This window comes from Shimia sp. (assembly GCF_049116215.1).
In the GTDB taxonomy this organism is placed as follows: domain Bacteria; phylum Pseudomonadota; class Alphaproteobacteria; order Rhodobacterales; family Rhodobacteraceae; genus Shimia.
Genome location: NZ_JAGDZB010000001.1, coordinates 55,335 through 80,898 on the forward strand (window position 1 = coordinate 55,335; position 25,564 = coordinate 80,898).

General features: G+C 58.4%; 31 protein-coding genes. 14 read left to right on the forward strand and 17 right to left on the reverse strand.

Annotation, left to right across the window (positions count from 1 at the left end; translation table 11 throughout):
- The first annotated feature begins 71 nt into the window (after positions 1-71).
- The 3 genes from JXR15_RS00245 (at position 72) to JXR15_RS00255 (ending at position 1,346) form a co-directional block, all read left to right on the forward strand.
- The gene (locus JXR15_RS00245) at positions 72-512 is read left to right on the forward strand and encodes a hypothetical protein (protein WP_422051265.1); all 441 of its coding nucleotides are present in this window, start codon (positions 72-74) and stop codon (positions 510-512) included.
- Between the two features lie 73 nt (positions 513-585).
- A complete protein-coding gene (locus JXR15_RS00250; protein WP_422051266.1) occupies positions 586-840 on the forward strand; it encodes a hypothetical protein in 255 nt (84 codons plus the stop codon).
- Between the two features lie 65 nt (positions 841-905).
- Positions 906-1,346 (forward strand): hypothetical protein, encoded by a 441-nt coding sequence (locus JXR15_RS00255; protein WP_422051267.1) that lies wholly within the window; start codon positions 906-908, stop codon positions 1,344-1,346.
- Between the two features lie 25 nt (positions 1,347-1,371).
- Here JXR15_RS00255 and JXR15_RS00260 read toward each other — a convergent pair whose 3' ends face one another.
- The 4 genes from JXR15_RS00260 to JXR15_RS00275 all read right to left on the reverse strand — a co-directional run bounded on the left by JXR15_RS00260 (position 1,372) and on the right by JXR15_RS00275 (position 5,019).
- The gene (locus tag JXR15_RS00260) at positions 1,372-2,742 is read right to left on the reverse strand and encodes a glutamate--cysteine ligase (RefSeq protein WP_422051268.1); all 1,371 of its coding nucleotides are present in this window, start codon (positions 2,740-2,742) and stop codon (positions 1,372-1,374) included.
- Between the two features lie 64 nt (positions 2,743-2,806).
- The gene (locus JXR15_RS00265) at positions 2,807-3,316 is read right to left on the reverse strand and encodes a hypothetical protein (protein WP_422051270.1); all 510 of its coding nucleotides are present in this window, start codon (positions 3,314-3,316) and stop codon (positions 2,807-2,809) included.
- A 129-nt stretch (positions 3,317-3,445) separates the two neighbouring features.
- The gene (locus JXR15_RS00270) at positions 3,446-4,297 is read right to left on the reverse strand and encodes a GNAT family N-acetyltransferase (protein ID WP_422051271.1); all 852 of its coding nucleotides are present in this window, start codon (positions 4,295-4,297) and stop codon (positions 3,446-3,448) included.
- On the reverse strand, positions 4,294-5,019 hold the full coding sequence (locus JXR15_RS00275) for a 16S rRNA (uracil(1498)-N(3))-methyltransferase (protein WP_422051272.1): 726 nt from the start codon (positions 5,017-5,019) through the stop codon (positions 4,294-4,296). The genes JXR15_RS00270 and JXR15_RS00275 overlap by 4 nt, the downstream gene beginning before the upstream one ends.
- A gap of 12 nt (positions 5,020-5,031) precedes the next feature.
- Here JXR15_RS00275 and ubiA point away from each other — a divergent pair, with 12 nt between their 5' ends.
- The 4 genes from ubiA (at position 5,032) to lepB (ending at position 9,646) form a co-directional block, all read left to right on the forward strand.
- A complete protein-coding gene (gene ubiA / locus JXR15_RS00280) occupies positions 5,032-5,997 on the forward strand; it encodes a 4-hydroxybenzoate octaprenyltransferase (protein ID WP_422051273.1) in 966 nt (321 codons plus the stop codon).
- 61 nt (positions 5,998-6,058) lie between these two features.
- Entirely contained in the window at positions 6,059-8,221 is a 2,163-nt protein-coding gene (locus tag JXR15_RS00285) for an OmpA family protein (RefSeq protein WP_422051274.1), read from the forward strand.
- Positions 8,208-8,534: a hypothetical protein gene (locus JXR15_RS00290; protein WP_164644634.1), complete on the forward strand. Its 327-nt coding sequence runs from the start codon at positions 8,208-8,210 to the stop codon at positions 8,532-8,534. Before JXR15_RS00285 ends, JXR15_RS00290 begins: the two co-directional genes overlap by 14 nt.
- A gap of 98 nt (positions 8,535-8,632) precedes the next feature.
- Positions 8,633-9,646 (forward strand): signal peptidase I, encoded by a 1,014-nt coding sequence (gene lepB / locus JXR15_RS00295; RefSeq protein WP_422051275.1) that lies wholly within the window; start codon positions 8,633-8,635, stop codon positions 9,644-9,646.
- Between the two features lie 5 nt (positions 9,647-9,651).
- Here lepB and JXR15_RS00300 read toward each other — a convergent pair whose 3' ends face one another.
- Positions 9,652-9,975, reverse strand: a complete 324-nt coding sequence (locus JXR15_RS00300; protein WP_422051276.1) for an ArsR/SmtB family transcription factor — start codon at positions 9,973-9,975, stop codon at positions 9,652-9,654.
- A gap of 48 nt (positions 9,976-10,023) precedes the next feature.
- Between JXR15_RS00300 and JXR15_RS00305 the strand changes: the two genes are divergently transcribed.
- On the forward strand, positions 10,024-11,406 hold the full coding sequence (locus JXR15_RS00305; protein ID WP_422051277.1) for a pyridoxal phosphate-dependent decarboxylase family protein: 1,383 nt from the start codon (positions 10,024-10,026) through the stop codon (positions 11,404-11,406).
- Positions 11,407-11,544: 138 nt separating this feature from the next.
- Here JXR15_RS00305 and JXR15_RS00310 read toward each other — a convergent pair whose 3' ends face one another.
- Genes JXR15_RS00310 through pgsA form a run of 3 tightly spaced genes read right to left on the reverse strand, consistent with a single transcriptional unit; the run spans position 11,545 to position 12,909 of the window.
- Positions 11,545-11,988 carry a molybdenum cofactor biosynthesis protein MoaE gene (locus JXR15_RS00310; RefSeq protein ID WP_422051278.1) on the reverse strand — a complete coding sequence of 148 codons (444 nt, stop codon included), beginning with the start codon at positions 11,986-11,988 and terminating at the stop codon, positions 11,545-11,547.
- Positions 11,989-11,998: 10 nt separating this feature from the next.
- Positions 11,999-12,244: a molybdopterin converting factor subunit 1 gene (gene moaD / locus JXR15_RS00315; RefSeq protein WP_412553610.1), complete on the reverse strand. Its 246-nt coding sequence runs from the start codon at positions 12,242-12,244 to the stop codon at positions 11,999-12,001.
- 5 nt (positions 12,245-12,249) lie between these two features.
- The gene (gene pgsA, locus JXR15_RS00320) at positions 12,250-12,909 is read right to left on the reverse strand and encodes a CDP-diacylglycerol--glycerol-3-phosphate 3-phosphatidyltransferase (protein ID WP_422051279.1); all 660 of its coding nucleotides are present in this window, start codon (positions 12,907-12,909) and stop codon (positions 12,250-12,252) included.
- Between the two features lie 151 nt (positions 12,910-13,060).
- On the opposite strand from pgsA, the gene JXR15_RS00325 reads away from it, so the two are divergent.
- On the forward strand, positions 13,061-13,390 hold the full coding sequence (locus JXR15_RS00325) for a hypothetical protein (RefSeq protein ID WP_422051280.1): 330 nt from the start codon (positions 13,061-13,063) through the stop codon (positions 13,388-13,390).
- Between the two features lie 23 nt (positions 13,391-13,413).
- On the opposite strand, the gene uvrC is transcribed toward JXR15_RS00325, so the two are convergent.
- From uvrC to JXR15_RS00365, 8 genes are all read right to left on the reverse strand, one after another.
- Positions 13,414-15,288: an excinuclease ABC subunit UvrC gene (gene uvrC / locus JXR15_RS00330; protein WP_422051281.1), complete on the reverse strand. Its 1,875-nt coding sequence runs from the start codon at positions 15,286-15,288 to the stop codon at positions 13,414-13,416.
- 6 nt (positions 15,289-15,294) lie between these two features.
- Positions 15,295-15,648, reverse strand: coding sequence for a hypothetical protein (locus JXR15_RS00335; protein ID WP_422051282.1), 354 nt, complete (start codon positions 15,646-15,648; stop codon positions 15,295-15,297).
- Between the two features lies 1 nt (position 15,649).
- Positions 15,650-16,402: an SDR family oxidoreductase gene (locus tag JXR15_RS00340; protein ID WP_422051283.1), complete on the reverse strand. Its 753-nt coding sequence runs from the start codon at positions 16,400-16,402 to the stop codon at positions 15,650-15,652.
- Positions 16,403-16,419: 17 nt separating this feature from the next.
- Entirely contained in the window at positions 16,420-17,370 is a 951-nt protein-coding gene (locus JXR15_RS00345) for a calcium/sodium antiporter (RefSeq protein ID WP_422051284.1), read from the reverse strand.
- A 172-nt stretch (positions 17,371-17,542) separates the two neighbouring features.
- Complete coding sequence (locus JXR15_RS00350) at positions 17,543-18,340, reverse strand: S49 family peptidase (RefSeq protein WP_422051285.1); 798 nt, start codon at positions 18,338-18,340, stop codon at positions 17,543-17,545.
- Positions 18,341-18,454: 114 nt separating this feature from the next.
- Entirely contained in the window at positions 18,455-19,216 is a 762-nt protein-coding gene (locus JXR15_RS00355) for an ABC transporter permease (RefSeq protein WP_422051286.1), read from the reverse strand.
- Positions 19,213-20,136 (reverse strand): ABC transporter ATP-binding protein, encoded by a 924-nt coding sequence (locus JXR15_RS00360; RefSeq protein ID WP_422051287.1) that lies wholly within the window; start codon positions 20,134-20,136, stop codon positions 19,213-19,215. The genes JXR15_RS00355 and JXR15_RS00360 overlap by 4 nt, the downstream gene beginning before the upstream one ends.
- A 163-nt stretch (positions 20,137-20,299) precedes the next feature.
- A complete protein-coding gene (locus JXR15_RS00365) occupies positions 20,300-20,815 on the reverse strand; it encodes a CoxG family protein (RefSeq protein ID WP_422051288.1) in 516 nt (171 codons plus the stop codon).
- A 214-nt stretch (positions 20,816-21,029) separates the two neighbouring features.
- Between JXR15_RS00365 and JXR15_RS00370 the strand changes: the two genes are divergently transcribed.
- The 4 genes from JXR15_RS00370 to JXR15_RS00385 all read left to right on the forward strand — a co-directional run bounded on the left by JXR15_RS00370 (position 21,030) and on the right by JXR15_RS00385 (position 24,600).
- Positions 21,030-22,043 carry an adenylate/guanylate cyclase domain-containing protein gene (locus tag JXR15_RS00370; RefSeq protein ID WP_422051289.1) on the forward strand — a complete coding sequence of 338 codons (1,014 nt, stop codon included), beginning with the start codon at positions 21,030-21,032 and terminating at the stop codon, positions 22,041-22,043.
- A gap of 204 nt (positions 22,044-22,247) precedes the next feature.
- Positions 22,248-22,730, forward strand: coding sequence for a MaoC family dehydratase (locus JXR15_RS00375; protein ID WP_422051290.1), 483 nt, complete (start codon positions 22,248-22,250; stop codon positions 22,728-22,730).
- A 75-nt stretch (positions 22,731-22,805) separates the two neighbouring features.
- Positions 22,806-24,008, forward strand: coding sequence for an acetyl-CoA C-acyltransferase (locus JXR15_RS00380; RefSeq protein WP_422051291.1), 1,203 nt, complete (start codon positions 22,806-22,808; stop codon positions 24,006-24,008).
- 136 nt (positions 24,009-24,144) lie between these two features.
- Positions 24,145-24,600 (forward strand): YHS domain-containing (seleno)protein, encoded by a 456-nt coding sequence (locus JXR15_RS00385; protein WP_422051292.1) that lies wholly within the window; start codon positions 24,145-24,147, stop codon positions 24,598-24,600.
- On the opposite strand, the gene JXR15_RS00390 is transcribed toward JXR15_RS00385, so the two are convergent.
- Positions 24,597-25,040, reverse strand: coding sequence for a MarR family winged helix-turn-helix transcriptional regulator (locus JXR15_RS00390; RefSeq protein WP_422051293.1), 444 nt, complete (start codon positions 25,038-25,040; stop codon positions 24,597-24,599). The two genes, JXR15_RS00385 and JXR15_RS00390, sit on opposite strands and share 4 nt — an antisense overlap.
- A 69-nt stretch (positions 25,041-25,109) precedes the next feature.
- Here JXR15_RS00390 and JXR15_RS00395 point away from each other — a divergent pair, with 69 nt between their 5' ends.
- Positions 25,110-25,559, forward strand: coding sequence for a hypothetical protein (locus tag JXR15_RS00395; protein WP_422051294.1), 450 nt, complete (start codon positions 25,110-25,112; stop codon positions 25,557-25,559).
- The last annotated feature ends 5 nt before the right edge of the window (positions 25,560-25,564 follow it).

The following is a 25,564-nucleotide window of genomic DNA, read 5'->3' on the forward strand; positions in this document are numbered from 1 at the left end:
TGGCGATCTCGTTTTGGGGGTCACTTGAAATAGTATCCAATGCACCGCAAACTGCTGAAAAGGATTTTGAATTGCCGATCAGCGTTTCCGTCATTCCAGAGCTCAACATTGTGCATAATGTCTATACCGGCCGGGTGACCATCCGGGATCTTTTTGACGAACAAACCAAACGCCACCAGAACCCCGCCTTTGTCATGGGCATGCCCGCGGTGAACGATCTGTCTCAAGTCACCGAAGTGGACATCGGTTTTGACGAGATGATGGCCTACGCCAAACAAACCTTGGAAACTTACCGCGATGTGACAGAGCCCATTCAAATCGTTCTGGTTGGCGAGACCCAGGCCACCGCCGCAGCCATGGCGATGTATGAAAACCTCTCCGCCGCCAGCAACGCCCCTTTCCATGTCGACATTGCGCCGGGCTACCCCGAAGTTCTGGCCCTATTGAACCTCCCAGAAGATGGCCTTCAACACCTTCCTGCCTTCTGTCGACAGGAAAGCCATTTGCTTTAAACTGTCACTGCCTGTTGCCAGATGCAAATGATCCACTCATGCTGTTCCCATTCATCAAACAAGGAACAGTTTTATGCGCGATTTCTTTATCAACTCTCTGGAAAAAATTGTCACCGTCATCCTCCTCCTCATGGTGGTTGGTGTTGTGCTGAGCGGCTTTGGCGCCATGTTCAATCCTCAAGGCGGCCTGTTGGCAGGTCTCGCGGTATGGGTATTTGGCGGGATCTACGTCTTGATCATGGGGGGCATGCTTTATCTGGCGCTGGGCATTTACGACAACACCCGACGCACCGCCGCTGCGGTGGAGGCACTGGTTGCAAAATCTTAGCCAAACACTGCAACATAGGGTTGCTCTGAGAAAAGATGCATCGCAAACTAATCAAAAGGAAAGCGATGCCCGTCAGCCTAACGATCATTCCTGAGCTCAACCTCGTCCACATAATATATTCAGGACAGGTCACGCCAAAGGAACTCTTTGAAGAGACCCAAGCCTGCTATCAACGGCCTGAATACAAGCCCGGCATGGCTGAAGTCAGCGACTTTTTTCAGGTGACGTCATTTGAGATTGGCTATGATGAAGTTCATGAGTTCACCAGCCGTTCCAAATCCACTCATGGCGGCGTGGACATCGGAACGGACATTTGTCTGGTGGGCAGCACCAAAGTGTCAGAACCGGCAATCCTCATGTACGAAGGCATGATCGCTGCAAAAGAGATCCCAATTCGTTTGCACGTTCTTCCCGGATACCCAGAGGCATTGGCAGTGCTCAACTTGCCAGAGGACAGCCTTAAGTACTTCCCTGAGGGCTGCCACACGGAACGCCACCTGCTCTAAGCCCGCGGCGTCCCTTTCGCCAATATCAGTAGCTGAATTCGCTGTAGATCTGGCTCAGATCGCCGTTCCAGTCGCCGTGGTAGCGCGCCAGCAATTCATCCGCTGGCACTTGGCCGCTCTCCACGCTCTCTTTCAGTGCATTCAGGAAATGGGTCTCATTGGGCACCAATCCACCAGCACCAGCCATGCCACGCGCCACCAATCCTGCTTCGGAGATCGCCAGCACTTCGCGTGCCAGATCATGCATATTGATGGTGCCTACCTGCGCCTGAAGCCCGTTTTCACTGGCCGCCACACGCAGAGCTTCCCGCGTTTCCGCATCCCAACCTTTTACCAGATCCCAGGCCGCATCCAGCGAGGATTGATCATACATCAGCCCCACCCAGAACGCCGGCAACGCACAGAGACGCCGCCACGGACCACCATCCGCGCCGCGCATCTCCATAAACTTCTTGATCCGTGCCTCAGGGAAGGCGGTGGTCAAATGATCCGCCCAGTCGCTCAGCGTCGGCTTTTCACCGGGCAGCGCAGGCAACTCACCTTTGAGGAAGTCGCGGAACGACATGCCCAGCGCATTGACGTATTTCCCGTCGCGATAGACAAAATACATCGGCACATCGAGCGCATATTGCACCCAGGCCTCAAAGCCAAAGCCATCTTCAAACACAAACGGCAACATGCCCGTGCGCGCATCATCCAGATTGCGCCAAACCAAGCCACGGGTGGATTTCACACCGTTAGGCTTGCCATCCAGAAACGGTGAATTGGCAAACAGCGCATTGGCCACCGGCTGCAACGCCAGCGCCACACGTAGCTTTTGCACCATGTCCGGCTCACTGGAAAAATCCAGGTTCACCTGCACCGTGCAGGTGCGGCGCATCATCGTTGTGCCCATGGTGCCCACCGTGCCCATATAGCTATCCATCAGCTTGTAGCGGCCTTTGGGCATCAAAGGCATATCTTCGTGCTTCCAGATCGGCGCAGCCCCCAACCCGATGAAACCCACACCAATCTTGTCCGCGATGTCTTTCACATCGGTCAGGTGTTGGTTCACCTCGTCACAGGTCTGGTGGATGGTTTCCAACGGTGCACCGGACAGCTCCAGCTGCCCACCTGGCTCAAGGCTCACATTGGCGCCGTCTTTTTCCAGCCCAATCAGCTTGCCACCTTCTTCCACAGGCGCCCAGCCGTGGCCATCGCGCAGCCCTTCCAGCACCGCCAAAATGGAGCGTTCGCCCTCATACGGCAGCGGCTTCAGCGTGTCTTTGCAATAGCCGAACTTCTCGTGCTCGGTGCCAATACGCCAGTCTTCTTTGGGTTTACAGCCATCGCTGAGGTATTCAGCCAGCTGATCGTGATGTTCGATCGGCCCGCCGCCGGACTGTGGGATAGACATAGGCTTGCTCCGCTCCTGCAAACTCGCTTGGGACTAGTAGTCGTGATCGTAATTTTGTGCAGTGTCAATGCAACCGAGGGTCTGATTTTGCCCAGATCACGACCGGTTGATCCGGCGTGGCCTTGAGCTTGGCCAGCATGTGTTCCGTGCGGATGCCATCCAGCGACGCAAAGGCATCAAACAACGCATCGGAGCCTTCCGCATTCACCGGTATATGCAACGGCGCCTGCCCCGGTTGGTACAGTGCCCAGACCGCAGGCTTGCTGCGCCCGTCCAGCACCAATCGGCTCAAGCTGCGAATGGCGACGCTGCCGCCGTTGAGCGGACCAAAATACGCCACTTCGCCCTCGTCCACCTGCACCACGCCCGGACCACCTTTGCCAATCCGAAACCGACCACGTTGCAGACCGCTCACGATCAGCACCGCGCCAACCGCAACCAGGCCAATGCCGAGCCATTTCATCACACCAAAACCACTGGCCCACCACAGTCCTAGCAGCAACACTGCGCCGCCCACCAAGGCTTCCCGCCACTGCGCCACCGCCGCGCGGGCCTCAGGTCGAATGAATGTCATGCTTTTGCCCTTTCGTGTCTTGCCTGGACGCCAGTCCGGGCAGCGCCCGACCGCCCCCATGGGCGGGCGCTTCGCTTCCGCCCGCGGTCAGCCGCTACCCTTGATTTATCGCTGTAAACGTCAATTTACTCATGCTTCCACTTCCTCGTCCGCCATAAACATCATCAAAGAAAACGTCCCGTTGCGTTCAAACCCAATGGATTCATACGCCCGCACCGCCGCCTCATTGGCCGCAAACAGAATGGCCCGCGTCGCACCTTTTTCCCGTGCTTCCTGCAAATGTAATGCCACTGCGCGGCGTGCCAGCCCCTGCCCACGCAACTCCGGCGGCGTATAGACCCCGCCAATCTGCACCGTGTCCGGCAAGGTGGCGTTAAACCCGGTTTTGGCAACCGGCTCGCCATCCCTCAACAAAATGCGGTGCGTGTCTCGCTCAATACAGCGGGCAATATCCTGCGCGGCCGCCTCGGCACATTTATGTGTCGGCGTGCCCAGAACCTCGCCATGATAGGCCGTGCGCCACTCCACCGCCAACGCCCGGTGCTCTTCGCCAAGCGGAACCATGCTGAAGCCGTTACACTCCGGCATCGTGAGCTGCGCCAGCTCCAGCCGATAACCCGGCTCGTCTTCATTCAGTGACATCGGCCGGTCGCCCATGCCTGTCGCCTCAAAAAACGCCGCCACTTGCGCGCCGTCTCCCAAACACCCAATCAGCTCCCGATCCGCCCAAAAGGCATGCGTCGCCAGCCAATCTTCTTTTGTGGCATCCGGCGCCTGCATCAAGATCATGCCGCCATTGGACAGCGCAAACAGCCCTTTGCGATCCCCGTGCAACGCCCAAATGCGCATCGCTCGGTCGGCAGAACCTTGCAGCCCGTATTCATTGAGATTACTCAAAAAGAACATCGAGCTCTGCACATGCTCTCGCAGAAACGGCTCAATCCACGCAAGGTCCGCTTCCTTGACCGCGCGCCAGCTCACTGCCAGTCCCCAAGGCTCTGTTGCCAAAGGGTCATCGCAGCCACAGCGGCCGTATCCGCCCGCAAAATCCGCGGCCCAAGGCTCACCACATGCGCAAACGGCAAGGCCTTCAACCGGTCGCGCTCCGCTTCAGAAAACCCACCTTCCGGCCCAATCAAAATCGCCCATGGTCCGCCGGTCGACGCCGCGAGCCGCTTGGCACTGCCCACCTCGGCCTCATCACAGAACATCAGATGACGCCCCTCAGGCCACTCCGCCAGCAACCGATCCAGCTTCACCAGATCGCTGACCTCCGGCACATAGGTCCCGCCACATTGCTCCGCCGCTTCCACCGCATGGGCCTGCAACCGGTCCTGCCGGATGCGCTCGCTGTTGGTGAAGTCCGTGTTCACCGGCACAATCCGTGCCGCGCCCATTTCGGCCGCCTTCTCAACAATAAAATCCGTGCGCGCCTTCTTGATCGGCGCAAAGCACAGCCACAGGTCCGGTGGCATCTTCAAGGGCTTGGTCTGCGCTTCACACTCCAACTCCCCGTTGCGTTTATTCGCCACAGTCACGACACAGCGCCATTCGCCATCCCGCCCGTTAAACAGCAACACCGGATCACCCACCGCCATCCGCATCACGCCAAAAAGGTAATGCGCCTGCTCTTTGGTCAGAGGAATGGTTTGCCCTTCCCCTAAGCCCTGCTCTACATACAGTCTGACTTTTGCCTGTTTCATGGGAACCGACATATGGCCGACACGCCCGCAAAGGAAGACCCCAAGGGTCAAGTTTCTGACGCTGTGAAAGGCAATTGGGTCGACCACCTCGCACCGGCCTGGTCCCGTCCCTACCTGCGCTTGTCCCGTGCCGACCGTCCCATAGGCACATGGCTCCTGCTGCTGCCCTGCTGGATGAGCCTCGCACTGGCAATCCTCAGCGACGGTCAGGCCACACTGCACGATCTCTGGATCGCTGGTGGCTGCGCCATTGGCGCCTTCCTGATGCGCGGCGCCGGCTGCACATGGAACGACATCACCGACCGCGACATTGACGCCAAGGTCGCCCGCACCCGCTCGCGTCCGATCCCGTCAGGCCAAGTCACCACCAAACAGGCCGCTGTCTGGATGGGCATCCAGACCCTGATCTCCGCCGCCATCCTGCTGACGTTCAACGTCAATGCCATCCTACTCGGCATCGCCTCTCTGGTCCCCGTGGCGATCTACCCCTTCGCCAAACGCTTTACCTGGTGGCCGCAGGTCTTTCTGGGCCTTGCCTTCAACTGGGGCGCCCTGCTGGCCTGGACCGCCCACACTGGCAGCCTCGCGTGGCCAGCGGTCCTTCTCTACGTCGCCGGCATCTCCTGGACTTTGTTTTACGACACCATCTATGCCCATCAAGACACCGAAGACGACGCCCTAATTGGCGTGAAATCCACCGCTCGGCTGTTTGGCAAAAACACCCCACAATGGCTGCAGGGCTTTCTGACCCTCACCATCATGCTGTTTGGATTTGCCGTTTTGATGGTCACCATCGAGAGCAGCCCTGCCGCAATGGCCGTCGCCCTGCTGGGTCCGCTGGCCATGGGCTGGCACATGCAATGGCAGCTGCGCCAGCTGGACACCGACGACACCGCTGTGCTGCTGCGCCTGTTCCGCGCCAACCGCGACACCGGCCTTATCCCTCTGCTGTTTTTCGCCGTCGCATTTTTCCTGTGATTGCAAGCCGTGGCAGAACCCCGTATCAACCATGCACCACTGGACGGACCACACTTTCTGAATGCGACTTTCTTCCCTCCTCATCCTGTTTGTTACCTTCGCCACTGCGGGGCTTCTCAGCCTTGTTGCCGCGAGCCTGTCTGCCGACCTGATCGAAGACACCTCTAAAACCACGGTAGAGCATGAGCTGTCCAAGTCCGGCATGGACTGGGCCGAAGTGCACGCCGAAGGGTTGCAGATCTTCCTCGCTGGCGTGGCCCCTTCTGAGGCTGACCGCTTCAAAGCCATCTCTGCGGCAGGCCGCATTGTCGACGCCGCACGTGTGATCGACAACATGGAAGTGCCGGCCACAGCCGCCATCGCCCCACCTCGGTTCTCCGTGGAAATCTTGCGCAATGATGCAGGTATCTCCCTGATCGGCCTGATCCCGGAAAGCGCCGCCCGTGACCGTTTGCTGCGCGAACTGCAAGACATCTCCAACAGCGGCGAAGTTGCCGATCTCCTGGAAACTGCCGACTACGCCGCCCCGGCAGGGTGGTCCGCCGCCTCCCGCTTTGCAGTCTCCGCGCTCAAAGACCTGCCACGGTCCAAAATCTCGGTTCAGGCCGGGCGCGTCGACGTGACCGCCATGGCCGACAGCCCGGAGCAGCGCGCCGAGCTGGAGATTGAACTGGCCCGCCGCGCCCCAAATGGCGTCGAAGTGAACCTCGACATCTCCGCCCCACGCCCGGTGATCACGCCCTTCACGCTGCGTCTGGTTAAAGACGGCGAGATCGCCCGCTTTGACGCCTGCTCAGCCGACACCGACAAAGCCCGCGCCAAAATCCTGACCGCAGCCCGCGCCGCAGGTCTGACGGACAATGTGGAATGTGTGATTGGTCTTGGCGTTCCTTCCACAAAGTGGGGGGACGCGGTGTCTACCGCCATTCGCGGCCTCAACGAACTGGGCGGCGGCACGCTGACCTTTTCGGATGCCGACGTGACACTGACCGCACAAATGGGCACCGATCAGGCGCTGTTTGACCGTGTGGTTGGCGAACTCGAAGGCACCCTGCCAGAGGCCTTTGCCCTCTTGGCAACGCTTCCGCCAACACCCGAAGATGACGACAACGGCGCCGAAGCGCAGGAGTTCACCGCCACACTCAGCCCCGAAGGTCTGGTGCAGCTGCGTGGCCGCCTGCCCAACGACATTGCGCGCGACACCACCGACAGCTACGCTCGCGCCCGCTTTGGCACGGAAACCGTGCATATGGCGACCCGCCTGGACGAGACCCTGCCCCCCACCTGGCCCTTCCGCGTGATGGCTGGTCTGGATGCGCTCACCATGCTCAACAACGGCTCTCTGATCGTGACCCCGGAGGCCGTTTCCATCACCGGCAACACCGGCAACACCGAAACCAACGCCCGCATTGCACAGCTCCTTGCCGACAAGTTGAGCCAGACCGACCACTTCGCCATCAACGTCACCTATGTCGAAGCACTCAATCCGCTGGCGGGTCTACCCACCGTCGAAGAATGTATGGCCAACATCACAGCGCTTCAGGACCAGACCAAAATTGCCTTTGAACCCGGCAGCGGCACGCTGGACGCCAGCGCCGCTGCGATCATCGACAAGCTGGCCGAAGAGCTCAACGCCTGTCCCGATCTGCAAATCGAAATCCAGGGTCACACCGACAGCCAAGGCCGCGAAAGCATGAACCAGGCCCTGTCGCAAACCCGCGCCCTCGCTGTATTGACCGCGCTGCAAGAGCGCCGCGTGCTGACCAAAGGCTTCCTCGCGCTTGGCTATGGCGAAAGCCAGCCTATTGCCGACAACGACACCGCCGAAGGCCGCGAAGCCAACCGCCGCATCGAATTTGTCCGCATCGTGCCAGAAGAAGAACAAGCCGACTCTGCTGCAGAAGAAGGCGCCGAAGCCGCAGATGCTGAGGCCACCGAAGCCGACGCGGCGCCAAGCGAAGGCGAAGCCGAGACGACCGAGGCAGACACCCCCGAAGCCACGTCAGAGGACACCGGCGCGGCAACATCAGAAGCCGCAACCGAGACCGCCGACGAGGCAACCGCTTCTGAGGACACGGCCACCGAAGATACAGCCCCCGACGCCCCTGCCACCGAGGCAGACGCCACAGCGGACACAGGCGCAGATGCCGCCACAGACGACACATCGACAGACAACGCCGCACCAGAAGACGGCGCAGAGGACGAGACAAATGACCAGAATTGAGTTCATCCTGACCACCGCCGTCATTCTGTTTGTGGCCTTCTGTATGGGCTGGTTTGCCAATTGGCTGGTGCACCGCTTCACCCGCGTTGCGCAATCTGACGTCGACCAGCTGGAGCGCATGTCTCAGGAGCTGCACGAAGCCGAAGAGACCCGCGATCAGGCGATCACCTACCTGCAACAGCGTGAGGCCGAGCTGACCAATCAGCTCACCCAGACCGAAGCCGAGCTGCGCGCTGCCATGGACGGCCTGCGCGACGCCCGCCAAGAAGCCGAAGAGCTGCGCAACCACGTGGAGCATCTGGGCGGGGCGTAACGCCTGCGCCGCCAACTGATTTCACTTTTAGATTGCGCGATAAACCCACGCAGCCCACAGTCCGACGCAAGGTTTTCTAGACTTTAAGTTGGACACAGATGCGCTATTCCCCGTTTGACTGGAGCGGCACGCTCAACCGCAAACCCTATTGGATTGGGTTGCTTTTGGCCGTGTCCTGCCAGATCGCCGCGCTCTTTGCTTTAGACAGCGGCGCGCTGCCATCTTGGATGGCGTTGACCAGTCTAACGACGGTCCAATTTCTACTCTGGCCACTCCTTGTGCGCCGGGTGCACAGCTTTGGTGCGCCCGGCTATTGGAGCCTGTTGGTCGCCATCCCAATCCTTGGCCTCATCGCGTTCATTGTATTTGGCTGTCTCCACCCCAAGGCTCAACCCGACCACGCCTGGCCGGCACATTGGACCCACCGCTTGGGCCAAACCATTTTGTTATTGTTGGTTGCCCTGGGTCTGTCCCGCGCCTTCTGGGCGCCCTACACCATCCCCTCAGGCAGCATGAAACCCACCTTGTTGGTGGGCGACTTTGCCATTGCCCGTCAGATGGATGGTGCCACCGTGGCCGCAGGTGACGTCGTTGTGTTTGCCCACCCGGTCACCGGCTACGAATTTGTCGCCCGCGTAGTTGGCGTTTCAGGCGACCGCATTCAAATGAAAGATGGCATCCTGCACATCAACGACACGCCGGCACAGCAAACCGCACTGGGCAGCTTTGACGAACTGTTTCAACCACAAGGCCCGTCACAAATCCTTCCCCGCTGTGCCAACGGCCCAGTCGGAATAGGCGGCACCTGCTCAAAGGAGCTGTTCGAGGAGATTTTGCCCAATGGCCACCGCCATCAGATCCTCAACATCGTGCAAAACCGGGCGGATAATACTGGCGTCTACACCGTGCCAGAGGGCCATGTGTTTATGTTGGGAGACAATCGCGACAATGCCACCGACAGCCGCGCGCCCCTTGCCGCGCGCGGTTTTGGTTTTGTGCCGGTGTCCAATGTCACGCACAAGCTGTTCCGTGTCGCATTTTCGTCCTCAGGCGAGAGCTATCGGGATCTGTCCCAATGGCGCTGGGATCGTCTCTGGCACCCGGTGCGGTAGCAAGCCTAACTCCCCAACACCACGCCCGCGTCCGCCAACACCTCCCGCTGCGGCTTATAGAAAATCCAGTTGTTGATCTTCTTGCCGCGCACCAATCCGGCGGCGCTCAACTTCTTCATATGCGCGCTTACTGTAGGCTGCGACAGGTCCAGCTTCTCGACAATCCGCCCCACGCAAACGCCGTCTTCCACCAAATCCCCATCCACCTGCGGCGCGAAATGCGGGCGCGGGTCGAGCAACCAAAGCATGATCTGCAAGCGCACCGGACTGGACAACGCGGCAAAGACTTTTGCCTGCGCCGTCACCGACTCGGTTGACTCTTGGGTCATATCGTCAATTATCAATATAGATGATTCCCTATATAGACTGATCTCGATATGACCATACCCTCAGATCCACTCACCCGCCAAGCCCAAGCCTTCGCCCAAGGCGCAAAACTTGGCGCAGACTACCTGCAAGCACTCTCCGACCGCCAAGCGAACGCAGACACAGCCCAACTCCCCGCACTCGACATCGCGCTCCCCCAACACGGCCACAGCCCCAACGACGTGCTCGCTCTGATGCAGGATGCTGGCAGCCCCGGCACCGTCGCCACCGCCGCGGGCCGCTACTTCGGCTACGTCATCGGCGGCGCTCTGCCCGCCGCCTCCGGTGCCCGCGCTTTGCTCTCCGCCTGGGACCAATGCGCCAACGCGGACACCGGCCCTTCGGTGATGCAGATGGAACAAACCGCCGTGCGCTGGATCATCGACCTGCTCAAGCTGCCAGCCCAGACCGAAGGCGCCTTCACCACCGGCGCGACCATGGCCAACATGACCCTGCTGGCCACCGCACGTGACACCTTGCTGGCCCGCCTCGGCCACCCACGCGGCAAGGGTCTGCTCGGCGCCCCTGCCCTGCGCGTGATCGCCAGTGCCGAAATCCACGCCACCGTGCTCAAGTCCCTGCGCCTGATTGGCCTTGGCTCCGACAATATCGAACGCGTCCCAACTGACGATCAGGGCCGCATGTGTGCCGATAAACTGCCCAAGCTTGATGCCTCCTGCATTGTGCTGGCGCAGGCGGGCAACGTCTGCACCGGCGCCTTTGATCCGATTGGGGAAATCGCTGACGCCTGCCAGACCGCTGGCGCGTGGCTGCATGTCGACGGCGCCTTTGGCCTCTGGGCGCGCGCCGTGCCTGCACTCTCCGACGCGCTCACGGGTCTTGAGAAAGCCGACAGCTGGGTGGTGGACGCCCACAAAACCCTCAACGCGCCGTATGACTCTGGCCTAGCCCTCTGCCGCCAACCTGAAGAGATGCGCGCTTCCATGGCCATCGGCGCCGCCTACCTGCCGCCCACCGATCCCTCGCCTGCCGACCTGACGCCAGAGTTCAGCCGCGCCGCCCGCGGTGCCGAAACCTACGCCGCCCTGCTCTCGCTTGGCCGCGAAGGCCTCAACGACATGATCCTGGGCTTTCACAGCAAAGCCACCCGCCTTGCAGAAGCTCTGCGCAATGAAGGCTTTACCGTCCCGCATCAGGTGCATTTCAATCAGGTGTTTGTAACCTTGCCCGACAGCCCAGAGCTCTGCGCCGCCATCACAGCGGCGGTGCAGGCCTCCGGCGAGGCTTGGTTTGGTGCTGCCGCGTGGCAGGGTCAAAGCGGCTTCCGCTTGAGCGTCTCCAACTGGGCCACAACAGACGCGAACATCGACCGGCTTGCTGCCGCCATCGTCAAAGCGCGAGAAGCGGTTCTCACCTCAAAAGCTGTTGCCTAAAGCGATGGTGCACCGCGCGGTTGGTTTACGCTCTTCTGCCGCGCGGTCGCAAAAACACTCACGTCCGCAAAACAGTCGCGATACCGACAGAATACCGACGTCCCAAACGGGCCAAATCCGCCGGTTAACGCACCGGCATCACCAGCGGCTCAGCGCGTCCTCATCTTCGTCTTTTGCCGCGACCCACTCGGCCCCATCTGCGGTGTATTCTTTCTTCCAGAACGGCGCGCGGGACTTCAGGTAATCCATGAGATATTCTGCCGCTTCAAAGGCATTCACCCGATGCCGCGACGCGGTCGCCACCATCATGATCATATCACCCTGACGCAGCTCGCCATGGCGGTGAATGACCAACACATCGCCAAGATCCCAACGACTTACAGCCTCCGCCGCGATCTTCTCGAGCGCCTTTTGGGTCATGCCGGGATAGTGCTCAATCACCATCCGATCCATGCCGCCCTTGTCGGCATCGCGCACCACACCGGTGAAGGTGACAATCGCGCCCATATTGCTGTGCCCGGTCGCAAAATCCTGCGCCTCGCGGCCAAAATCAAACGGCTCTTCCTGAACAACGACGCGCATGGGAACCCTCTTAACCGCCTGTCATTGGGGGGAAAAACGCCACTTCACGCACACCGTCCAGCGATGCGTCAAAGTCGGTCAGTTCCTGATCCACCGCCACACGCAAGGCGCTCAAATCCGAAAAGGCCACCTCATACCGCTCTTCGCGTGTCTTCAGTTCTTCCACCAACTGCATCACGGTTGTGGCGTTGGTCTCGACCTTTTCTTTCGGGATACCAATGCGCTCCCGCACCCAAGCAAAATAGAGAACATCCATTGCGATCAATCCTTTAGATGCGGCTTGGCTTTGTTAAAGTAGTCCAATCCAGTGATAGCCGTTAGAGCGGCGGCAATCCACAGCAACAAAAGTCCTACCCAGCCGCTCCACACCATACCGGTGTGCTTCCAACGGAGCCCCTGCAGGTCCTCGACTTCACCTGCCATGATCTGATCAAACAGTGCTAAATCCATGCCCCAGGCCGACATGCCCAGGTAATGCTCAAACACGCCTTGGCCAAAAAGGAACGCAATCGCAACCATTTGCGTCGCCGTTTTCCATTTCGCCAACTTGGTCACTTTGAGTGTTCCGGCGGTGTCCCCAAGGAACTCGCGCAAGCCTGACACAAACACTTCACGGAACAGGATCACGGTTGCAGGCAGCACCAGCCAGGGCGACATGGAGCTATAGCCCACAATCACCATCAGCGCGATCACCACCATCGCCTTATCGGCAATCGGGTCCATCATCGCGCCCAGCTTGGTTTCCTGCTTCCACAGCCGCGCCAGATAGCCGTCAAACCAATCGGTCACCGCAGCCACCAAAAACAGCATCAGCGCAAACCAATCCGCGTAAGGCCTTTCAAAATAAAGAAACATCACAGCAACCATCGGGGCTGCAAACAGGCGCATCACAGAGAGGATGTTGGGAATGGTCCAGGTCATGTCCCTGACTTAGCCTGTCTCCCCTCTCAGGGGAAGCGCGTTTGTGACGCGGTGCCGCCACCATGGCCCGCTGCCCACAAATCTGTGCTACACTCAGCCGAGGCAAAGCGGGCAAGACCCTCGGGCGCACATCGTCAAAGGAGATACTCTTATGCAACCTGTTGTATTGCTTGTGGGGAAACTGCCCAATGTGATTGGCGCTGTCCCACGTCAACTTGATCACCTGCCCATTCAATGGCTCGGCGCCCATGATCACGGCGAGGTCATTCGTCAGTTGGACACCGAACCGCGCATTTGCTGCGTGATTATGGGCGCGAGCATGGATGACGACACGCGCGGCGACCTGATTGGCCTGATCGCCACCCGTCGCCCTGACTTGTCGATCCATCTCAAGGACCGCGCCTCAGGTCCAGATGGCATGCTGGGTTTTGTCGAACAGATTGTCGAAAACCTCGTGCTGCGTGGAAAGATACCTGCTTAAGCAACACCCACCGCCCGTAGGGTTTAACTTCCTTCGTGGAAAAAGTCGTAAATTGTCTCCGCCAGCTTGTCAGAGACGCCATCCACGGCTTTCAAATCCGCCAGATTGGCCCGGCTTACGGCTTTTGCGCTGCCAAAATGCGCCAACAAAGCCCGCTTACGCGTCGCGCCCACGCCTGGTACGTCATCCAATGGCGTTGCGCCCACAGCTTTGGCGCGTTTCGCACGGTGTGTACCAATCGCAAACCTATGCGCTTCATCGCGCAGCCGTTGCACAAAATACAGCACCGGGTCATTCCGACGCAGCGCCATCACGCTTTTGCCAACGCGGTGGAATTCCTCTTTGCCGTGGTCACGATCAACACCCTTGGCGACCCCTACCATCGGGACGTCTTCCACGCCGTATTCTTCCATGATTTCACGCACAGCGCTTACTTGCCCCGCACCACCATCAATCAACAACAGGTCCGGCCACATACCTTTGTCCCGATCCGGATCTTCCTTCAGCAACCGCTTAAACCGCCGGTTCAACACCTCTTTCATCATGCCAAAGTCATCCCCTGGCGTCAGGTCATCCCCCTTGATGTTGAACTTGCGGTAGCTGCTTTTCATGAAGCCTTCCGGCCCGGCTACAATCATGCCGCCCACCGCGTTGGTGCCCTGAATGTGGCTGTTGTCGTAAACCTCAATCCGCTGCGGCGGCCCGTCCAGATCAAACGCCTCGGCCACGCCTTGCAACAACTTCGCCTGCGTTGCCGTCTCGCTCATCTTGCGCGCCAGACTTTCCCGCGCGTTCCTAGCAGCGCCTTCTACAAGCTCCGCCTTCTCGCCGCGCTGGGGTACGGTGATCTCGACCTTACGCCCAGCCTTGGACCCCAGCGCTTCCGCCATCAGTTCTGCGTTCTCAATCGCATGTGACAGGATCAATTGCCGAGGCGGCTCCTTGCCATCATAAAACTGGCCAATGAAGGCCTCCAGCACCTCGGCCGCCTCAACATCCGCACCCACCCGCGGATAGAAATCGCGGTTGCCCCAGTTCTGATTGGCCCGGATGAAGAACACCTGCACACAGGCCTGCCCCTTCTCCAGATGCAGTGCGATCACGTCCGCTTCGGCCACCCCTCGCGGGTTGATGCCTTGCGTTGTTTGCACAGACGTCAGCGCCCGAATGCGATCCCGCAATGTGGCCGCCTTCTCAAACTCCATTGCGTCAGAGGCCGCCTGCATCTGCTTCGCCAAGGTCTCCTGTATCTGCGTTGAGCGCCCAGACAAGAACCGCTCCGCATCACGTACGCTGTCGGCATAATCACTTTCCGAAATCCGCCCAACACAAGGGCCAGAGCAACGCTTGATCTGAAACAGCAAACACGGCCGCGTCCGGCTCTCAAACTGCGCATCCGAACAATTGCGCAACAAGAACACTTTCTGCAGCTGACTCAACGTGCGGGTGACCGCCCCGGCATTGGCAAACGGTCCGTAGTAATTGCCTTTTTCCTTCTTGGCCCCACGATGTTTCTTGATCTGCGGAAAGCCATGTGCCCGGCTGACCAGAATATTGGGGAAACTTTTGTCATCGCGCAGCAGCACGTTGTATTTTGGCTTCAGCTGCTTGATCAGGTTCTGTTCCAGCAGCAGCGCCTCGGTTTCCGTCTTGGTGGTCAGAAACATCATCGACGCGGTTTCGGAAATCATCCGCGCAATCCGCCCCGAGTGCCCCGAGGGCCGCGCATAGTTGGACACCCGCGCCCGCAAATTACGCGCTTTACCAACGTAGAGAATCCGCGCCTGCGCATCGAGCATGCGATAAACGCCGGGCGAACCATCCAGGGTCTTCAGATAGCTATGTATACATTCGTGTCCCGTCGGGCCGTCAGGACTGTCGTGGCTGTCAGAGGTCATGAGATCTCAAATATGATTCTTTTGCTCTGGCTGCAATCTTGACGGGACAGAAGCAAGCATAAACAAATCCACCGAAGCTGTGGATAAGTCTGAAGATATCTTTCCGGCTTCCGAGGATTTCCCTTGTTTTTGGCTGCTTTCGACGCACTGCTTAAAAATTAGGCGCAAAATCAACCTATTGATTTTAAAGGAAACTTTTTTACGACCACGGCAAATAGTTGAAATCATTAAGAAAAAGTAAAATTTATGTAACGGGACTGTGACCGGTGCAAAACTTATCTTTGAAATGCGTATTTGGTCCAAAATTTCGCGCATTGTTACCGCAATCAGCCAACCATGCGGCAAAGCCTCTCCCGGCATGTTACCACGTCAAATGTTGCCCGCCATCCACACAAATTGCCTGCCCTGTGACAGCCTGTGCCTCCAACAGATAGCCCAAAGCCGCGACAATATCCTGCGGACCAACGCCCCGCTGAAGCACCGTTCCGTGGCGCTCATTGGCAAACTCCGCAACGCTCTGATGCGCCCCCCGCAACGTGGGTCCCGGCGCAATGCCGTTCACGCGAATATCCGGAGCCAACCCCTGTGCTGCGGTTTGGGTCAGCGCCCAAAGCCCCATCTTTGCCAAAGTGTAGGTCGAAAACTCCGGTGTCAGGTTGCGAATACGTTGATCCAACATGTTCACCACCAGCCCTGCCGCCACCGGCTCTCCTGCCGCGTCTACCTCTGCCTTAAGCCCTTGCTGCGCCATAGCCTGCGTCAACACATACGGCGCGCGCAAATTGCTCTCCATATGTCGGTCCCAACTCTCTCTGGTTGAAGACTGCAGCGTGTCATCCTCAAAGATCGACGCATTGTTGATCAAACAGGTGATGGGCCCACCCAACGCCGCCACACTCTGCGCAAACAAAGCGCTGGTCTGCGCCTCGTCCAACAGATCCGCCTGCAGTGCCACGCCTTTTTGCCCCTGAGCCTCTATCGCGCGCAGGCTATCTGCAGCGCCGTCGTCAGACGTCGCATAATGCACCGCCACATCGTAGCCACGCTCAGCCAGTGCTATTGCCATCGCCTGCCCAAGCCGCTGTCCCGCGCCAGTCACCAATGCCCGCGCCATATCAGCCTCCGCTTAACTCAGGTCAGGGTAATCAAAATGTAAGCTAGATAGAGCGCGGTGAGAATAACACCCCAAATGCGTGTGATGTCTTTCTTCAAGAAGACAAAGGGGATCAACATCAGCGACGCGCCCAGCATCACCCAGAAATCGAAGTCGAAGAAATCCGGATCGACGCGAATAGGGTGCACAATCGACGTGATGCCGATGATGGCCAACAAGTTGAACATGTTGGAGCCAATCACGTTGCCCAGCGCCACATCCGCCTGACGGCGCAACGCCGCCATCACAGTGGTGGCCAACTCTGGCAGCGAGGTACCCAGCGCAATCAGTGTCAGGCCAATCACCGTGTCGCTCACACCGTAGCGGCGCGCAATAATCTCGGCGTTGTCCACCATCAGATCTGCGCCCAGCGGCAGACCGATCAGACCCAACAAAAGGAAGACGATGATGCGCCACCACGGCATATCCGGGTCCGCACCCTCGACCTCTTCCTCGTCCATCTCCACGGCCGCTTCGGCCCTTTTGTGGCACCGCGCCTGATAAAACGCGCTTCCCAAAACCAGTGCCAACGCGCCCAGCAGGACAACACCATTGCCAAAGCGGAAGAACCCGTCCGCCGCCAACGCGATAAACAGTACAGTGGCTGCAATCATCATGATGAAGTTGCGTTTGGAGTTGCAGTGGCTGGTGTGGATCGGCGCCAAAATGGCCGGGATCCCCAAAACAAGCAGGATGTTGGCGATGTTGGAGCCCACCACGTTACCAATCGCAATGCCCGGCGCGTTTTTCAGCGCCGCTTGCAAAGAAATCAGAAGTTCAGGTGCCGAGGTACCAAAGGCCACAATCGTCAATGAGACGATCAAAGCCGGAATACCAATCCGCAACGACAGGTTCACCGCGCCACGAACCAGCGCGTCCCCCGCCAGAAGCAGGATCACCAATCCCAGCGATACCAGCAACCATTCCATACTTTACCCCATGTCCTTCCGACAGGGGCATGGGCCCTTGCCAATTTTAAAGCGTCCGCATTTGGCGCATTTCTTGGATTGCAGCTGTTTCTGTCCCGGAAACCGAAGTTTTCCAAACATCGCGAGCACCGCCATGCCAACCAGAAACAGAGAGACAATCTTTACCAGCACGTCAGAGCCCAAACCGCGCAAATTGCGCCCGCTCCTCAATGCCCGCAACTGCATCCTGGGCGAGTGAGGCCCCAAAACGCTGCCACATAGACCGTTTCACGCCATAGCGGCGCAGCTTCACCTTGTCCCCAAAGCGCGCTTTGAGCACCGGCACCAAATGGCCAATCTCGTCAATCAGACCAACCTCTTTGGCCTGCGACCCGATCCAAATTTCTCCGGTGAACAGGTCATCATTGTCCGCAAGTTTTCCGTCCCGACGTGTTTGCACATGGGCGATGAAATTTTGGTGAATTTGTTCCAACATCCGCTTGAGCCGTGCGACGTCTTCAGGCTGTTCCGGCTTGAACGGGTCGAGCATCGATTTGCTTTCGCCTGCGGTATAAACCCGCCGCTCGATACCTTGACGCGACAAGAACACATTGGCGCCAAATCCGGCGGAAATCACCCCAATGGAGCCGACAACCGAGCTTTCGTCTGCGTAAATCTCATCCGCCGCCGCTGCGAGCCAGTAACCGCCAGACGCGGCCACATCCTCAACAAAAGCAATCACAGGAACGTCTTTTTCTTCCGCCAAGCGGCGGATGCGGCTGCCAATTAGGGCGCTTTGCACCGGGCTGCCGCCAGGAGAGTTGATCTCCAATGCCACGGCCGCAGGCTTGCCTTTGGCAAAGGCTTTTTCCAGCAACGGCGTCAGTGTGGCGTCGTTCAATTGTCCACGTCCACCTGCGGCAATCATGCCCTGCAGACGCACAACTGCCACTGTGGGCGCTTTTTTGGCAAAGGGGTTTAAGCGTTTCATCCCATGGCATTTAGAACGCGCATGGTCGTTTCACAAGGCAAGCCCCTCAGGAAAGCGATGTTTGTGATCAAAAATCCTGATGTGACGCGAGTCACCCCGCGTCACATCCAAAGCTCACGCCCGAATGCGCCAACCGGTCTTGAAGATCCACCAGATGATCCCCATGCACAGCGACGTGAAACCAAAGATCGCCAAGAGGCTCAGGCCCACAGGCACATCCGCCGTGCCAAAGAACGACCAGCGGAAGCCCGAAATCAGGTAAACCACCGGGTTAAACAAGGTGATTTTCTGCCAGATCGCCGGCAACATCGAGATCGAGTAAAAAGACCCGCCCAGGAACACCAATGGCGTCACCACCAACAGCGGGATCAGCTGCAATTGCTCAAAGTTGCCCGCCCAGACCCCAATGATGAAGCCAAACAGTGAAAAGCTGACACAGGTCAGCACCAAAAACAGCACCATCGCCCAAGGGTGGGTGATCGGCACATCGACAAACAGCGACGCCGTGACAAGGATCACCACGCCAATGAACAGCGCCTTGGTGGCCGCCGCCCCCACAAAGCCCAACACAATCTCAAAGAAGCTGATTGGCGCGCTCAGAAGTTCATACACTGTGCCAATGAACTTGGGGAAGTAGATGCCAAACGAGGCATTGGACAGCGCCTGTGTCATCACCGACAACATGATCAGCCCCGGCACAATAAACGCGCCATAGCTTACGCCTTCCACCTGGTCGATCCGGCTGCCAATGGCGGCACCAAACACCACAAAATACAGCGATGTGGAAATCACCGGCGAAATGAAACTCTGGGCGATGGTTCGGAAAAACCGCACCATTTCCGAGGAGTAGATTGCCCATACTGCCGTATAGTTCATGCCGCGTCCTCCTTCACCAGACCAACAAAGATGTCTTCAAGGCTCGACTGTTCCGTCTGCAAATCTTTCAGCTGCAGCCCTGCCGCGCTGATATCGCCCAGAAGCCGCGTAATGCCCGTGCTCTCACCTGTGGTGTCGTAGTGATAGCGCAGCGCATGGCCGTCCTCTGCCAGCTCAAGGTCGTAGCTCGCCAGACTCTCCGGCACACTCTCCACCGGCGCTTGCAGGTCCACTTGTAGCGTTTTCTGCCCCAAGCGCTGCATCAACGCAGCCTTTTCTTCAACCAACAGCAACTCGCCGCCGTTGATTACGCCAACGCGGTCAGCAATCGCCTCGGCCTCCTCGATGTAGTGGGTGGTCAGAATGATGGTCACACCCTGCTCTTTTAACTTGGCCACCACATCCCACATGTCTTTGCGCAGCTCCACATCCACGCCCGCGGTCGGTTCATCCAGGAACAACACACGTGGCTCGTGGCTGAGCGCCTTGGCAATCAACACACGGCGTTTCATGCCGCCAGACAGCTCCATCACCCGCGCATCTTTTTTGTCCCACAGAGACAACTGCTTCAGGATCTCTTCAATCTTCGCCGGGTTGGCCTTTTTGCCAAACAGGCCGCGCGAGTAGGTGACCACGTCAATCACCTTGTTGAACGGCTCCAGGTTGATCTCCTGAGGCACCAACCCAATCATCGAACGCGCCGCGCGGTAATCCGTCACCACATCGTGGCCACCAACTGTCACCGAGCCGGAGCTCGGGTTGGTGATCCCGCAAATGGTGGAAATAAGCGTGGTTTTTCCCGCGCCGTTTGGGCCCAGAAGTGCGAGAATTTCGCCCTCTTTGATGCCCAAGGTCACACCTTTGAGCGCCTCAAACCCACCTTTGTAGGTTTTGCGCAAATTTTTTATGTCTACAATCACCGCCGGCTCCCTCTTCCGGTCTGCACCTTTTGAACGCGCCACCCTATCAGTTGGATGATCCGCGCCAAGTGCACAAATTTTCAGAGGAATATGTGCACCACCGCACGGCTCTACAAGCCCGGTGGCGCAATCTGTTAGAGAAACATCCGATGCAGACGCCGCATCAGCCGCCGGTCATGCGCTTCAACAGGCTCTTTTTCGGCGCCTCGTCGGCATCCGCGTCCGCAGCCTCTTCCGCAGGTCCTTCCAGTGAGGTCTGCAAGTTGGTGAAAAACTGATCCGCCATCTTCTTGGCAAACCCGTCAATCAACCGGCTGCCCAATTGCGCCAGCTTGCCGCCCACCTTGGCGTCCACCTCATAACTCAACAGCGTGCCGGTCTCGCTGGCCGCCAATGTCACATCCGCGCCGCCTTTGGCAAAGCCCGCCGCGCCGCCCTTGCCTTCACCGGTCAAGGTCAGGCTCTCCCCTTCCACCAGATTGGACAAGGCAACCTGGCCTTTGAAGGTTGCCTTCACCGGGCCGACCTTCTGCACCACCGTGGCCTCAAAGCCGTCGTCAGCATTGCCGGTCACTTCTTTAGCGCCGGGCACACAGTGAAGCAGGCTATCTGCACTCAACAAAGCCGCCCAGACCTCAGCCACTGGGGCCGCAATTTCGCGTTGATCACTCATATGCATTTTGGCTCTCCTCCTGTGGCTCGCTGTCGCCAACCTAGGCAGTTGCACAAACAGCTGCAAGCACACCAAGGTCGTACGCGTATCAAAACGACAGCCTATCGCAATCTGGCCCCAAAAATACTGGGCATTCCTGTGCATATGGGGCTTGATCCATTTTGGCCGCGCCCCATATAACCACGCACAAAGTTAATCGCTTTAACATGAGAGTTTTGCTATGCCCTCCGACATTCAACGGAAGCTCACAACCATTCTTGCTGCGGATGCCGCTGGCTACAGCCGAGTGATGGAATTGAATGAGGAGGAAGGCCTCCGGTCTCTCAAGGCAGCGCGCGCTGTGTTTAAGAAATTCATCTCCCGCCATCATGGCCGTGTCGCGAACACGGCAGGCGACGGCCTGATCGCCGAGTTCCCCTCCGTGGTTGAGGCTGTGCAATGTGCAATTGAGGTACAACGCGAACTCGGAGACCTGCAACACGATCCCGAGACCGCGCTGAATTTCCGCATCGGCATTCACTTGGGGGATGTGATGGTGGATGGCGAAGATCTGCTTGGCGAAGGCGTCAACCTCGCCGCACGTCTGCAAAGCATGGCGGAGCCCGGTGGCATTCTGCTGTCACAACAGGTCTATGATCAGGTGCGCAGCAAGCTTTCAGTCGGCTTTGACTACATCGGCGAACGCCGCCCCAAGAACTTTTCCGAAGGTGTGCAGGTGTATTGTGTCTCCAACTTGGCACAGGCCGAACCCAAAATGCACGTCCCAGAGCCGGAGCGGCCAAACCGCGCCAAAGCGCACAACGGCCCGACACAGCCCTCCGCCAAACCCAAGGCCAGCGACTGGCCGGACGATGAGTTTGACGAGGTGCTGAACAAAAAGCGGCCTGAAACCGTTTTGAACACGCCAGTAGACGACGATCTTCAGGAGCGGCTCACGCGCCGCGCAAAACAATTTGGCCTGATTTTCGCTGGGCTGTGTTTGATTGATATTGTTTCTGACCGTGGGATTTGGGCACATTGGCCCGGCCTAATCTTGCTGACAGTTTGGCTTCTGCAAGCTGCGCCGCTCTGGGTCACAGAACGCCGGAGCCTCCCCTTTGTGCGCGGTGCCATCGTTGTCGGAGCATTGGTTTTGATCAACCTCTTTTCCTGGAGCGGCTTCTTTTGGGTCATCTGGCCTGCCGGCGCATTACTCTTTGTCCATTTGATGCGCGGTCGGCGCAAACGCACCTAACCACCGAACCATCTAAACATCGATCCCGTGGCCCCTCTCTTCGAGGGCCCAATCTGCTGCGCAAAGTCAATAATTCCGCTATGCGGAATAACTTTCCGCATATTGACAGAACGCCCCGAATCCCGTCTCTTAGAGCAAGAGCGGAAGTTCTTTCCGCATGGGGGAATGTGTCGATGTGCGGACAACGGTTGGGAGGCCGAAGGTATGATTTCTAGAATCCTCAAACTCGAAGACGGTGTGGGCTGTGAATTTGGCCTCTCCAAATGGGTCAAAATTGATCAGGCTATGATCGACGCCTTTGCCCTGGCCACCGGCGAAGCACAGAGTATTCACACAGATCCTGATGCGGCCAAAGACACACCCTATGGCGGCACCGTTGCCCCCGGTTTTCTAACCCTCTCGCTGCTCAGCCAGATGATCGCCAATGCCGTGCCGCGCACCGAAGCGGAAAGCACCGGCATCAACTACGGCTTTGACCGCGTGCGCTTTGTCGCCCCCGTCAGAGCAGACGCCGAAATCCGTGGCCGCTTCACTCTGGCCAAATATTCTGAGCCGCAGCCCGGCGTGATCGAAATGCAGTGGAACGTGACTGTCGAAATCAAAGGCGAAGACAAACCGGCGCTGGTCGCGCAATGGAAAAACCTGCGCTTTGAGCAAGGTGTCGAAACCTACGCACAGGCCAGTTAAGGCCGCAACTCGCACCTCCGCAATACAGCCGCGATACAGACGCAATACCGACGTGAAAAATCAGGACTTTTAGACATGCGCGACGCCCTCATTGTCTCCACCGCCCGCACGCCGATTGGCAAGGCCTACCGCGGCGCTTTCAATAACACCCAAGCCCAGGAATTGATTGGCCACGCGGTCTCTCACGCGGTTAGCCGTGCCGGTTTGGATGGCCATGAGGTAGAAGATTGCATCATCGGCGCCGCGCTTCAGCAAGGCGCCACCGGCGGCAACATCGCCCGTCAAGCGGTGATCCGCGCAGGCCTACCTGTAACCGTTGCGGGTATGTCCTTGGACCGCCAATGCGCCTCCGGCATGATGGCCATCGCCACAGCTGCCAAGCAAATCGTACACGACGGCATGGACGTGGCGATTGGTGGCGGCGTGGAGTCCATCTCTCTGGTGCAAAACGACAAAATGCGCATGGATCGCCGTGTCGACCCGTGGATCAAGGAACACAAACCGGCGCTCTACATGTCCATGCTGGAAACTGCCGAGATCGTCGCGGCCCGCTACGGCGTGACCCGCGAGGACCAAGACGCCTATGCCCTGCAATCCCAAAATCGCACCGCCGCAGCGCAGGCAGCTGGCAAGTTTGACGACGAGATTGTGCCGCTGACCTCCACCATGGGCGTGATGGACAAAGAGACCAAAGAGGTGACCTTTCAAGAGGTGACGCTTGAAAAAGACGAGGGCAACCGCCCCTCCACCACGCTCGAAAACCTGCAAGGCTTAAACCCCGTGTTCAAAGACGGGCAGCAGGTCAAACAAGGCCAACACATCACCGCTGGCAACGCCAGCCAACTGTCAGACGGCGCCTCCGCCTCGGTGATCATGGAAGCCAAAATGGCCGAAAAACAAGGCCTTGAGCCGCTGGGGCGTTACGTAGGCGTGATGGCAGCCGGGCTGGAACCGGACGAAATGGGCATTGGCCCGATCTACGCAGTGCCCAAATTGCTCAAAGCTTACGGCTTAAAAATCGACGACATCGGCCTCTGGGAGCTCAACGAAGCCTTCGCCTGTCAGGTGCTGCACTCCGCCCGCGTGTTGGGCATCCCAAACGAGATCTTAAACGTCAACGGCGGCGCTATTTCCATCGGCCACCCCTACGGCATGTCCGGCGCGCGGATGGTTGGCCACGCCCTCATCGAAGGCAAACGTCGCGGTGCCAAATATGTCGTCTGCACCATGTGCGTCGGCGGCGGCATGGGTGCTGCGGGCCTCTTTGAGGTTCTCTAACTTCTTGCACTAGAACAACAATAGGCGGCCCAGTGTGGCCGCCCTTCCATTCTGACACAGAGTTCACCTCTTGGTGACCTGGGGTCCAAAGCCAAATTTGCACGGCTATATTGCCTCCAACATAGGAGGAACAATCATGCTCACACGCCGCGCCGCCCTTGGCCTTTTTGCCACCGCCCCACTTGCCTACGCGCTCACACCACAGCGCGCCTTGGCCCGCGAACCGGAGGTGTTTCAAAATCCGATCGCGATCAACGGTTATGATCCAGTGGCCTATTTCAGCGAGCAGAAACCGGTCGAGGGATCTGCAGCAAACCTTGTCGACTGGAACGGCGCGACCTGGCGCTTTGCCTCCGCCCAAAACGCGGCGAAGTTCCAAGCCAATCCAGAGACTTACGCGCCTCGTTTTGGTGGCTACTGCGCCTACGCCGCCTCCAAAGGCTACCTCGCACCGACCATCCCAGAAGCCTGGACCATCTACGACGACGTGCTCTATCTCAACGCCAACCTGCGCGCGCAGGAGCTTTGGCGGCAGGACATTCCCGGCAACATCAAAAAGGGTCTCGCTAACTGGCCTGGAGTCTTGGGTTAACCACTCTCTGGTGTGGTCTCCAACGTGGAGATCACACGCCTCATCAGTTCTAAAAGCTGCTGTTGCTCTGCTCCCGTGAGATCAGCCACCGCCCGCGCATTCACCGTCGTTGCCTCGGCATAGGCCACCTCTCGCAATGCGCGAGCCTTTTCAGTCAACCGTATCCGCTGCACGCGACCGTCCCCTGCGTCGCGTTGACGGGTGACCAGCCCGTCCCGCTCCATACGGGTCAAAGTCGCCGCCAAAGTCGGCTGCTCAATGCCCAACTTGGCGACCAGCTCCTTTTGGGTCAGCCCGTCTTTTTCCCACAAATGTAGCAAGGCTGGAAACGCGCCCAGCGCGATTCCATGCGGCTTAATTCGTGCTTCCAAGTCACGCGCCATAAGCCGAGCGAAATGGTTCACCACATAGCCCAATGAGGTTTCAGTTCGAAAATCCATACCAATAGCCTTGCATTATATAGCAAACTATACAATACAATATAGCAAGCTATGTAAATGGAGATTCCCATGCTATCCACGATTCACAAAGCCGCTGCCGCCCTGGCCACTGCAACCGTTGCAACCTTCTGGATTTCCACGCTATTTTCCGAAGTTTTTCTGGATCACACCGCGATTACAGCTGTGAAAACCGCGATTCCCTACGGCTTCTCCATCCTGATCCCCGCAATGGTACTTGCCGGTGTCACCGGTGCAAAACTCGCAAAAGGCCGCAAGGCAGGCGTATTGGGCGCAAAATCCAAACGCATGCCGATTGTGGCTGCAAACGGAATCCTAATCCTGATCCCCGCCGCGCTGTTCCTCGCAACCAAGGCACAGGCAGGCAGTTTTGATACTGCATTCTATGTTGTGCAAGCCTTCGAATTACTCGCCGGAGCCGCCAACCTGACCTTGCTGGGCCTCAACATTCGTGACGGCCGCAAGCTCACCGCAGGCAAACGCCGTCGCGCCGGAGCCTAAAGTAG

Coding starts and splice junctions, on each gene's coding strand:
- JXR15_RS00395 (WP_422051294.1), top strand. CDS start 25,110: ATGCTATCCACGATTCACAAAGCCGCTGCCGCCCTGGCCACTGCAACC.
- JXR15_RS00290 (WP_164644634.1), top strand. CDS start 8,208: ATGACCAGAATTGAGTTCATCCTGACCACCGCCGTCATTCTGTTTGTG.
- JXR15_RS00375 (WP_422051290.1), top strand. CDS start 22,248: ATGATTTCTAGAATCCTCAAACTCGAAGACGGTGTGGGCTGTGAATTT.
- JXR15_RS00385 (WP_422051292.1), top strand. CDS start 24,145: ATGCTCACACGCCGCGCCGCCCTTGGCCTTTTTGCCACCGCCCCACTT.
- ubiA (WP_422051273.1), top strand. CDS start 5,032: ATGGCCGACACGCCCGCAAAGGAAGACCCCAAGGGTCAAGTTTCTGAC.
- JXR15_RS00350 (WP_422051285.1), bottom strand. CDS start 18,340: ATGAAACGCTTAAACCCCTTTGCCAAAAAAGCGCCCACAGTGGCAGTT.
- JXR15_RS00340 (WP_422051283.1), bottom strand. CDS start 16,402: ATGGCGCGGGCATTGGTGACTGGCGCGGGACAGCGGCTTGGGCAGGCG.
- JXR15_RS00390 (WP_422051293.1), bottom strand. CDS start 25,040: ATGGATTTTCGAACTGAAACCTCATTGGGCTATGTGGTGAACCATTTC.
- JXR15_RS00300 (WP_422051276.1), bottom strand. CDS start 9,975: ATGACCCAAGAGTCAACCGAGTCGGTGACGGCGCAGGCAAAAGTCTTT.
- JXR15_RS00310 (WP_422051278.1), bottom strand. CDS start 11,988: ATGCGCGTCGTTGTTCAGGAAGAGCCGTTTGATTTTGGCCGCGAGGCG.
- JXR15_RS00355 (WP_422051286.1), bottom strand. CDS start 19,216: ATGAACTATACGGCAGTATGGGCAATCTACTCCTCGGAAATGGTGCGG.
- pgsA (WP_422051279.1), bottom strand. CDS start 12,909: ATGACCTGGACCATTCCCAACATCCTCTCTGTGATGCGCCTGTTTGCA.
- JXR15_RS00250 (WP_422051266.1), top strand. CDS start 586: ATGCGCGATTTCTTTATCAACTCTCTGGAAAAAATTGTCACCGTCATC.
- lepB (WP_422051275.1), top strand. CDS start 8,633: ATGCGCTATTCCCCGTTTGACTGGAGCGGCACGCTCAACCGCAAACCC.
- moaD (WP_412553610.1), bottom strand. CDS start 12,244: ATGGATGTTCTCTATTTTGCTTGGGTGCGGGAGCGCATTGGTATCCCG.
- JXR15_RS00265 (WP_422051270.1), bottom strand. CDS start 3,316: ATGACATTCATTCGACCTGAGGCCCGCGCGGCGGTGGCGCAGTGGCGG.
- uvrC (WP_422051281.1), bottom strand. CDS start 15,288: ATGACCTCTGACAGCCACGACAGTCCTGACGGCCCGACGGGACACGAA.
- JXR15_RS00285 (WP_422051274.1), top strand. CDS start 6,059: ATGCGACTTTCTTCCCTCCTCATCCTGTTTGTTACCTTCGCCACTGCG.
- JXR15_RS00345 (WP_422051284.1), bottom strand. CDS start 17,370: ATGGAATGGTTGCTGGTATCGCTGGGATTGGTGATCCTGCTTCTGGCG.
- JXR15_RS00380 (WP_422051291.1), top strand. CDS start 22,806: ATGCGCGACGCCCTCATTGTCTCCACCGCCCGCACGCCGATTGGCAAG.
- JXR15_RS00275 (WP_422051272.1), bottom strand. CDS start 5,019: ATGAAACAGGCAAAAGTCAGACTGTATGTAGAGCAGGGCTTAGGGGAA.
- JXR15_RS00255 (WP_422051267.1), top strand. CDS start 906: ATGCCCGTCAGCCTAACGATCATTCCTGAGCTCAACCTCGTCCACATA.
- JXR15_RS00305 (WP_422051277.1), top strand. CDS start 10,024: ATGACCATACCCTCAGATCCACTCACCCGCCAAGCCCAAGCCTTCGCC.
- JXR15_RS00365 (WP_422051288.1), bottom strand. CDS start 20,815: ATGCATATGAGTGATCAACGCGAAATTGCGGCCCCAGTGGCTGAGGTC.
- JXR15_RS00370 (WP_422051289.1), top strand. CDS start 21,030: ATGCCCTCCGACATTCAACGGAAGCTCACAACCATTCTTGCTGCGGAT.
- JXR15_RS00260 (WP_422051268.1), bottom strand. CDS start 2,742: ATGTCTATCCCACAGTCCGGCGGCGGGCCGATCGAACATCACGATCAG.
- JXR15_RS00335 (WP_422051282.1), bottom strand. CDS start 15,648: ATGCCGGGAGAGGCTTTGCCGCATGGTTGGCTGATTGCGGTAACAATG.
- JXR15_RS00325 (WP_422051280.1), top strand. CDS start 13,061: ATGCAACCTGTTGTATTGCTTGTGGGGAAACTGCCCAATGTGATTGGC.